The 8,744-nt window shown below is 39.3% G+C and carries 7 protein-coding genes; 1 reads left to right on the forward strand and 6 read right to left on the reverse strand.

Going from position 1 to position 8,744, the window contains the following annotated elements; translation table 11 throughout:
- Positions 1-234: 234 nt before the first annotated feature.
- The 5 genes from deoC to ACFO3G_RS04740 form a co-directional block, all read right to left on the reverse strand.
- Complete coding sequence (deoC, locus tag ACFO3G_RS04720) at positions 235-1,098, reverse strand: deoxyribose-phosphate aldolase (RefSeq protein ID WP_380078455.1); 864 nt, start codon at positions 1,096-1,098, stop codon at positions 235-237.
- 5 nt (positions 1,099-1,103) lie between these two features.
- Positions 1,104-1,448, reverse strand: coding sequence for a nucleotide pyrophosphohydrolase (locus ACFO3G_RS04725; protein WP_380078457.1), 345 nt, complete (start codon positions 1,446-1,448; stop codon positions 1,104-1,106).
- Positions 1,449-1,458: 10 nt separating this feature from the next.
- The gene (gene dtd / locus ACFO3G_RS04730; protein WP_380078459.1) at positions 1,459-1,911 is read right to left on the reverse strand and encodes a D-aminoacyl-tRNA deacylase; all 453 of its coding nucleotides are present in this window, start codon (positions 1,909-1,911) and stop codon (positions 1,459-1,461) included.
- Between the two features lie 194 nt (positions 1,912-2,105).
- Positions 2,106-5,300, reverse strand: a complete 3,195-nt coding sequence (locus ACFO3G_RS04735) for a PD-(D/E)XK nuclease family protein (RefSeq protein WP_380078461.1) — start codon at positions 5,298-5,300, stop codon at positions 2,106-2,108.
- An 18-nt stretch (positions 5,301-5,318) separates the two neighbouring features.
- Positions 5,319-6,137 (reverse strand): tetratricopeptide repeat protein, encoded by an 819-nt coding sequence (locus ACFO3G_RS04740; protein WP_380078463.1) that lies wholly within the window; start codon positions 6,135-6,137, stop codon positions 5,319-5,321.
- Between the two features lie 172 nt (positions 6,138-6,309).
- Here ACFO3G_RS04740 and ACFO3G_RS04745 point away from each other — a divergent pair, with 172 nt between their 5' ends.
- A complete protein-coding gene (locus tag ACFO3G_RS04745) occupies positions 6,310-7,194 on the forward strand; it encodes a mechanosensitive ion channel family protein (protein ID WP_380078465.1) in 885 nt (294 codons plus the stop codon).
- Between the two features lie 18 nt (positions 7,195-7,212).
- Here ACFO3G_RS04745 and ACFO3G_RS04750 read toward each other — a convergent pair whose 3' ends face one another.
- On the reverse strand, positions 7,213-8,451 hold the full coding sequence (locus ACFO3G_RS04750) for an Ntn hydrolase family protein (protein WP_380078467.1): 1,239 nt from the start codon (positions 8,449-8,451) through the stop codon (positions 7,213-7,215).
- Positions 8,452-8,744: the final 293 nt, after the last annotated feature.

Here is an 8,744-nt window from a genome sequence, read left to right on the forward strand (position 1 = left end):
CCGGGCGGACGCCAATCCCCCCGGTGTTTTTCATGTCCGCCTGACGGATGAACAAAACAATGAAATGAAATGATTAATTTTGACTCAAAGATAAACCTCCTTTACACACTTTTTGGGATACTACCATCCAATCAGACAAATAATAAAACAAAAGGGATTGTGACTCGTATCTGTCACAATCCCTTTTTCTTAGACTTTTCGTAAGTCTGAGGATCAATAGCCTGTTTGAAAATATTACTTAGAGATAGAGCTCAAAAGGTTACCCAATAGGCTGCTTGCTCCTATGCGGAAATACTTGTTGGTAAGCCATGCTTCTCCCAATACCTCTTTGACGATGCAATAGTATTTGACAGCTTCTTCAGCAGAACGTATCCCCCCTGAAAACTTCACACCTCTGATATCTCCATAGAGATCTTTGTATTGCTTGAGTACGCTACACATTACATAGGCAGCCTCAAGGCTTGCACCTGGATATTCTTTGCCGGTAGATGTCTTAATAAAGTCAGCACCACAGAACAGTGATAATATGGATGCGCGTCTGATTTTCTCAGCTTCTTTGAGAGCTCCGGTCTCAAGAATGACCTTGAGGTGTGCATTTTTGCATGTAGCTCTTTGTTCTTCAATCTCGTCAGCTGCTGTTTGATAGTCATCGCTTAGGAAAGCTCCCATATTGAGTACGATATCGATTTCATCTGCACCATCTTTGATAGCCAATGCAGTCTCTGCAACCTTCACTTCGATAAAGCTTTGAGAAGCGGGGAAGCAACCACTCACGCATGCAACATTGACCCCTTGAGCTGTAAGTGTTTCTTTTACCGTCTTTACAAAGTTGGGGTAAACACAAATAGCTGCAACATTTGGGATTGTAGGATCTTCTCCCTCCATATCATTTACCTTCCCGGTAAACTCAATGATATGTTTCTCTGTGTCAGCTCCATTGAGGCTGGTGAGGTCAATAGTGCTGATTAGAAATTTCTTTACATCATCTGTATTGTACTTATCAAAGTTTTCGCTGATAATCTTCTCAACATTTTCTTTTACTTGAGCATCTGTCATAGAGGCGAACTTTGAAAAAGCCTCTTCATACTTATTTGTCATAATAACTATTTAAGTTTTGGATTATTTATATGTCTTGTTTTGTCTCGGTTCGTCTTCTTTTCGATGTTTTTAATTAGTGCATCTGTCAAATCAATATCACATTGGTTGGCCAGGCACATTACGACCCAAAGAACATCTGCCAATTCATCGGATAGCTTGGTCAGATCTTCTCCCGGCTTAGCCGATTGTTCGCCATAAATGCGAGAAATCAGTCTGGCTACTTCTCCAACTTCCTCAGTAAGAATAGCCATATTTGTCAACTGTCCGAAATAACGAACTCCATATTTCTTTATCCACTCATCTACGAGCTTCTGTGCGGACCTAAGTCCTAAATCTTCCGATTGATCCATCTCTCTCAGATTATAAATCTATTCTTGTATCGATAACAATGGTTGTGGGGCCATCGTTGACCAATTCGATTTGCATATCTGCACCAAATTGACCTGTCGGTACATCCTTCCCGATGAGTTTTGCCATCTCTTGACAAAAGTATTCATACAATGGAATGGATTCGTCCGGCTTGGCAGCACGGATATACGAAGGCCTGTTGCCTTTCTTGGTGGAGGCCAAAAGTGTAAATTGACTGACTACCATAACTTCTGCGTCCACATCAATAACCGAAAGGTTCATCACCCCTTTTTCGTCTTCAAAGATTCTTAATTTACTCAGTTTGGCAGCAAGATTGTCAGCCTCCTCTTTGGTATCTCCATTTTCTATACCCAATAGGACCATGAGCCCCTTGTCAATCTTGCTAATCACCTCCCCGCCAATCGATACCGAGGCGTGTGTCACCTTCTGAATTACTATCCTCATTATTAATTAATCCTTTCTAATCGAACACAAAGATAATTGTTTTGAAGTTAAGAAGCTGTTGAGCTTAATTTCAAAATTGATTAAAGAGATTTTTGAGTTGCTTATCTCTATAAACTAAATCGGAAGAGATTGCATTTGATCAACTACTTTGGGGGTACAATGTACTTCTCAGCCTTTTTCGATCTCTTTTGATATCATCTTCCGCATACAGATTTGAAATCACAATATGTACAAGCGGCAGATCCTTCTTCAGCTTGCTCAAAAGGATTCTCCGAGTCGAAAAGATATTGAAGTTGCTCCTTAAGTCTTGAAACATATTCTTCTGCAACCTCATTGTCGTATAGACAAGATTCTCGACTATCTTTTTTTTGCATATCAAGGGCATTGGCAATATCTTTATTCCCCTCATCTTTAGTAAGTCCACTCATTAATCTGACTGCATATATTGTCGGCTGAATGGGAATTTGGATTTGATCGTTGCTCCTTTTGATTTCACAATACATCATAACCTGATCCAATACTTTGTTGTATTGTTTGCCAAAGTTCCATCCCGGAGTGTCATTCAACTTATAGATGTGATCCTTAAAAATTTTTAGGTCGCTTTCTTGTAAGTTTTCCGTCTTGTAATCCACTATTCTTAGTTTGTCAGAACCATCAACATAAATCATATCTATCCGGTCGATTGTTCCTTTGACTTTTATATGGATAATATCTCCTTGCTTGTGTTCGAGCCAGTCGTTTTGCAGCTCTATCTCTATATCTGTATTGACGGTTTGTTCGGACGCAATATATCTGAGGTTGTGATTTTTTGCGAGGTAGAGATCATATTTCAAAATATTTGTGACATATTGCACTATGAGGTCAATCGTCAGTTCGGCATATGAGCTAATATCTTTATTCTCAATTCCAAACAGAATCTTATAATTGGAGATGACTACCTTTCTAATCAGTTCCGGTTGTTTTAGGTATATCTCTATGAGATCCGGACTGATTGGAATGGGATTGGAGATAGAGCCTTGCTTATTGTGGGTCAATTGGTCATATATGGATTGCATTGAGTCGTGGAGGATGGATCCGAAATCTCCTCCATTTATCATCTCTTCCGGATCATTACTGATATTTATTCCTTTGACTTTGTTGAAGTAGAATTTGAGAGAACATGTCACATACTCATTGATAGTGGTTGGAGCAAGAGCTTTGTTTTCTTTGACTTCATTCTTGTCATCTTCTTTGATATATTGACTAAGTTTTCTCTGTGATTCCGGACTCTTTTTTCTTTTAACTTTACCCTTTTGGATATTACCTAAGAGGTTGATTTTCTCCTCTTTGATATTGTACCCATAGACATATTTTAGCTGCTTGATATATCTTGATTCTTCTCCTGCATTGTCCATGGATGTGCGCGAATCATAGATCATAAATACCTTTTTGGCAGTACTGATAAGTCGGAAAAAGTGATATGCTTCAGTAATTTGTGTATTCTCAATTGTAGGAAGACCAAATCCAAATCTCACATTGTGTGGAATAAGGGTGGTGACTTGTGATGCCTGGGGTAAAATACCTTCTGAGGCAGAAAGGATAATTTGATATTTAAAAGAGAGGCATCTGGTTTCAAGTTTCCCCATTAGCTGAAGACCTTCAAGCGGTTCTCCTCTAAAGGAAAAGGTGGTGAGTCCAACTTGTTCGATGATAAGGTTGGTAAGGGTTTGAATAGAGATGTTGTCAATACGATAATTTTTGCACATGTCATGTATCCTAACAATGATTTTGTAATACATGGATGCAAATTCGGCATTCAGTTTGATGAGGCTGATGGGTTTATCTTTGTTATCATCCTTAGTTGTCTTTTCTTTGTCTTGATTGAGCAGGTATAGGATAATCAGTTGGAGCAATTTCTCAGCATGATGGAAGATTTGCATATTGTCAAGTTTGCCATCTTCATTGATAAATGCAGGCGAAAATAGAAGTTTTGTAAGCCCTTTGTCCAGAGGAAGTTCATCCTTATATATATAGTATCTCTTATTGTTTAGAATAGTTTGCACAAAGTTATGCCCCTTAGTATCTTTTGTCGAAGTCAAATCGGGATGATGAACGATGATGGGATGCGAAAGTGCATTGACGAGAGTATCCGCCCCAATCCAATAATTGTTGTTGGAGTCTATCCTCTTTTGTATCTGTGCCTGCATCGCAAACCACATCTCCATCAAAGATGCAATTGCCGATTGGGCGAGAGGGTAGCCCATAGTGATATTGAGTGGATGAAATATCTGATCGTCCAGACTGGATATAAGAGGGAAGAGGAGGCTTTCGTCTGCAGGCATCAAAAGAGTGTTGAGCTTGGCGTCATTGTCTATCTTACCCTCTTTGTTCGTAAAAATGCTGTAGATCTCTTTCTTAAGAATGTCTGGAACTAATCTTGTCTGCCCGATGTTGGATGCTATTTGTTTGATGCTGATTTTATTTCTGAAGTCTTCATCTTCAACTGCCACAAAGAAATCTCCACCCAGACGTTCTCTATTCTTTTTAAGAATCTTGTACACCTTGTGATTGATATCGTTGGCAAGTTCTCCGCTTGCATCCCAAAGGAAGTGAATCTTTTCGTCCAACCTTTTCTTGAGTTGTTCGAAGATTATGTATTCCGATTGAGAAAGACCAAATAACCCAATTACATATAGATGATCCAATGAATGAACTGTTGATTCCCATGTTTGTCCATCCTTATGAATGTCTTTCGATAGCAGTTGGTTAGCTACATCTCTGTAAATCATGCCTTGACTTCCACAATGCTGATTCTTCAGAGTCGATGTAAAATCTTTGTAGATAAGATTTAGCTTGGCAAAGAAATCCAGAAAGTTTTCTTTGGCTTGTTGTTGCTTTTCTGTCCCACTGTCTTGTTCGATGAAAACATTTAAGAAGCTATGAATGGCTGCCTTCTGTTCGTCATTGAGATAATTATTAAAATCTTCAGTAAGCTCTTTAAGGTCTTTGATGTTTCCGAATACTTGTGATGCATCAGCCATATAACGATCGATATCGTTGAAATCTCGAAGCATCATATCCCCCCAATAGACAAAGTCGTCAAATTCTTTGGCGTTTTCTCCTATATGTTTACAATAGATGTCATATAACTCAAAAAGCAGGGTGATGGCATCTGCTTGACCAATGGTAGTCATGGATCCTATAAACTCGTCTGTCGTCATAATTCTGGGACTTATAAAAGGCTTCCCATTATATTCCTTGCTGAGTTCATGAAGAAAAAACAGTCCGGCCCTTCGTGATGGGAAGATGAATGTCTGTTTATACATTTCTTCCAAGGAGTGGTTGCTTAGAGCTTGTTTGACTGCAAATTGTAAAAACGATTGTTGGTCAATTGTATTCGATCCTTTCATAGTTGTCATTGATTTTGATTATTCTACACCCATCGAATGTGCTGTCTGTAGGTCTTTTTGTGCAGACTTCTTGTCTCCCATTGCTTTGAATATTTCTGCTCGTAGAAGATACATGGAGGGTGAGGGGGATACACTCATTGAGATGGCTTTTTGAACATCCCTAAGAGCAAAGCCGGTCTTCCCCGTCAGTAGATAGATCCTGGCTTTTCCCTCATATAATCCTGCCTCTTTGGGTAGCTTCTCGATAAGTATATCGTATATGTGCTCGGCATCATCATATCTTCCCGTAAGTGTGTATACAAGTGCCAATCCTTCTTGAGCTTTCATACTCTTTTCGTTTTTATCCAAGATTGACATGAGATCAATTTCTGCATTGGCATATTGCTCTTTGGCTATGTAGAGCATTGCACGCTTATATTTGTAGACCTCATTGTCGGGATGCTGTGTGACCAGATAGCTGTAGTCTAAGATGGCATCGTCTATTTTTCCGATCTTGACAAAAAATAGTGCTCGATTATTTCTAATACCACTATTCCCTTCATCTTGTGTCAGAGCCGCAGAATAGGATAGCAGAGCCTCATCATAATCTTTGAGCTTTTCGCATACAGATGCATAATTGTTGAGCATCATAACGGTAATGGTCTTTCCGGGTTTGAGGCTCAATATCTCTTTGATAGTCTTTTTTGCCTCCTCAAATTTTCCGGTGTTGATTTCATTATCTTGCTGAATAACAAGCTTTTCTAATTGCTCAAGCACCATTTTATTTGCAATAGAATCACATCGAACCTCACAAGTGGCTGATAAGGTCGATGTCGCCAGCAAAAGGGTAATAAACATTATTAATATGTTAGATGGTCTCATCTATATTGGGTTTTGTATCTTTGTATAATAAATAGAATTGTTGTTAGGCTCGGTCGAAAGCGTTTGGACTCAATTTGAGTTATATATACCTGGTTCGTTAGTCTTAATACGCTTGCAACAAATAATCAAATCAAAAGTAGTCAATTATATGTATTATCCGTCATTACTTCGTGTCCTCTCAGTTGTAGACAGTACAGGTCTTGAGAAGGTTGAAGAATTTAGCAAGTTAGATTTCAATATATTAATAGCTCAATGGGGTGAGAAGCTGATCAATTTTGGAATCAAAGTGTTGATAGCCCTTATTGTTTTTTATGTCGGTAAGCTGGTAGCCAATATTTTTGCCAAAGCGGTTGTTAAGATGATGAAAAAGAGGGATGTCGATCCGGCTGTTGTCTCTTTTCTGCACTCCCTGATGAATATATCCATACTTGTAATTCTGATTCTCATTTCTGTATCTATCTTAGGAGTCCAGTCGGTGAGCTTTGCTGCACTTTTGGCTTCTGCAGGGGTCGCTATTGGTATGGGGTTGAGTGGTCAGCTTCAGAACTTAGCAGGAGGTATCATTATCCTTCTCTCAAAGCCTTTTCGTATTGGCGATCATATACAGGCAGGGACGGTCGAAGGTACTGTGGATGCAGTGAAGATTTTTCATACTGTTGTCAGAACTTTTAGCAACCAATTGGTATATGTCCCTAATGGCAAATTGACTTCAAATGAGGTTGTCAATTTTGAGTGTGAAGAGTATCTGCGCAACTCATGGACGATCGGTATCGAATACGATGAGGACTTTGAGAAGGTAAAAGCCGTACTAATGGAACTTCTTGAGGAAGACAATCGAATTCTCAAAGATCCCAAACCTTATATAGTACTTAGTGAGTTGGCAGATAGCTCTGTCAATGTTATGGTAAGGGCCTATTGTAAGCCGGGCGACTTGTGGCCTGTGTATTGGGATTTCAATAAACGGGTTTACGAAGAGTTTAATAAGAGAGGTATAGATTTCCCATTCCCTCAACTGACGGTGCATAATAGCTAAAACCCCTGCTTTAGAAGGTCAGCGCTCATAGTTATTAAGTTGAGATAACATTGACCTGTAGAGCGGTATGACTTTCTGATCGATATATTTGTCTACTTCTTCTGAAAGGAGACCTTTCTTTTTAGTAGGTGGTATTTGCTTGTCTGATGTTTCGATTTCTTCAATCTTAGCAATCATGGGGCTTTCGATTTGCTCTATCTTTTGACATATACCATTGTTGTCGGGTGTGATCAATAGGTCAAGGCGAAGATATCTCTCCCTTTCAGCTGTCTTGAGTGGATATATCAAGTTTTTTAGTTGGCTTGCCATAAGCCCCATTGTGGAGAGATGGTCCTTCTTTGATCCCTTGAGGATATTGGGTACCTCTTGCCAAGTCCATACCGGTATGACAGCTGAGGTAAATGGAAGACCGACCTGAATCCACGAAGTGGTTAGTTCGCTATCCATCCCTTTGGTAACCCCCTCTATAAGAATCATGGATGAGGTGCCGAAACGGCATATCAGGTCATCTGAATTGATAAAGTGAGGTGCATTGTTTTGTATGGCCATTTGTCTATAGTCTGTTTCTAAGAGCCCATGATACATCGAGCGCGAGAGGTGGCATACCATCTCTTCTGTCGTAAGTTTACCTATGGGGATTTGGTCAAAAAGATGAGAAGCTGCCTGCATCCTTATATATCCGTACCCAATATCTTTTTTGCCGGTCTTGGAGTAGTTGGTGCGCAAAATATATCCTCTCGGTGCTACATTAGGATCATTGGCATCATATTTGGTCCATGTATAATTGTTTACTTCATAAAATGCGGCTCCTCCGAGGGCATCAATGACCCCCATATGTGCAGCCAGCCCCATTGGACGCTTTAGAGTGTCGAGCATATGCTCAAAATCTTGGAGGTTACTGCAAATTTCAAGAGCTCGTTTCATGACATATCCTTCTAAGTCATGTACTTCGGACTCATCTTCCATATTGACATTAAATGATGCACTATTGATAATTGCAAATCCCTTACTATTATGGCCTCCCCATATTTGATTGCCTTCTGGATCCGAAGAATTGACCAACCCTATGAAGTAACCATTAGGCCCGGCGAAACGTTTTACATAATTGTCATATTCTTCGGTGTCTCTAACTTTCCAGAGCATAGCCCTTCCATTCTTTGTGAATTTGCCGGATATTACAGCAGTCGTACAGCTGTAAATGGTTTGTATGCCGGATACTATTAATAGCGTCAGAATAAAGATAAAACTCTTCTTCATAAGGTTAGGATATTAAGTTTAAATGTCGTTAGATCAAGTGATCTCTTTCTAATAATATAATTTGAGGCTGTTGCACAAAGGTAATCTGCTTCGTTGCTTTCGTTGTCGCATCTCTTCTTTTTGCAAAGTAACCAACTTCAAATTGATGCCATAAAGATATAAAAATAGGGGGCTGTGTCAAAATTCCATTTGGCGCAGCCCTTTCTGTTTTTTGAAAAAAGTTTCAACTTTCTCTATATTAAGTCTTTTCCATGTTATTAATAATAGTTATCTTTATGGTATACAAATAGTTA

Source organism: Falsiporphyromonas endometrii, assembly GCF_042654485.1.
Classification (GTDB): Bacteria; Bacteroidota; Bacteroidia; order Bacteroidales; family Porphyromonadaceae; genus Porphyromonas; species Porphyromonas endometrii.